This is a genomic window from Streptomyces sp. NRRL WC-3549, from assembly GCF_000721935.1.
GTDB lineage: Bacteria > Actinomycetota > Actinomycetes > Streptomycetales > Streptomycetaceae > Streptomyces.
Genome location: NZ_KL585434.1, coordinates 47,269 through 48,110 on the forward strand (window position 1 = coordinate 47,269; position 842 = coordinate 48,110).

General features: G+C 70.9%; 1 pseudogene. It reads left to right on the top strand.

Features of this window, described 5'->3' with window-relative positions:
- Positions 1-842, top strand: a pseudogene (locus IH13_RS45255) (IS3 family transposase); the annotation flags it as partial.

Below are 842 nucleotides of genomic sequence, written 5' to 3' on the forward strand. Positions count from 1 at the left end.
CGACGATCAGGTCGGTCGCCGCCGATCTGGGGATCTTTCCGGAGACGCTGCGGAACTGGGTTCGGGCAGCTGGGGTGAGCTGTTCCCGGGGACGGCGGACGCAGGAACCGGCTCGGCCGCCGGCCCCGCTGGAAGCGGAGAACGCCGCCTTGCGGAAGAAGGTCCGCGAGTTGGAGGAGGAACGCGAGATCCTGCGCAAAGCGGCGAAGTATTTCGCCGGAGAGACGCGCTGGTGAACCGCTTCCGGTGCGTCGCCGACCTCCAGCGCCGCTACGGCGTGAAGCGGCTCTGCAGCGTCCTCGGCGTCAGCCGCTCGAGCTTCTCCTACTGGCGCCGGACCGCCGCGGACCGGGCCGCCCGGCAGGCGGCCGACGCGAAGCCGGGCCGCCCGGATAAGAACCGCGCACCAGGAATCGGACGGCACCTACGGAGCCCCGAGGATCACCGCCGAGCTCCGCGAGGCGAGCGGTGAGGTGGTCAACCACAAGCGGGTCGCCAGGATCATGCGGGTGTCCGGGACCGAAGGGGTCCGGTTGCGCCGCCGGCACCGCACCACCGTCTCTGACCCGGCCGCGATCAAGGCGCCGGACCTGATCGGCCGCGGCTTCACCGCCCAGGCACCGAACACGAAGTACGTCGGCGACATCACCTACCTGCCCCTCGACGGCGGAAAGTTCTGCTGCCTGGTGACCGTCATCGACCTCGCCTCGCGCCGTCTGACCGGCTGGGCGATCGCCGACCACATGCGCACCGGCCTCATCACCGACGCCCTGGCCGCGGCGATCCGAACCCGCGGCGGCCTCGCCGGATCGATCATGCACACCGACCACGGAGCCCAGTAC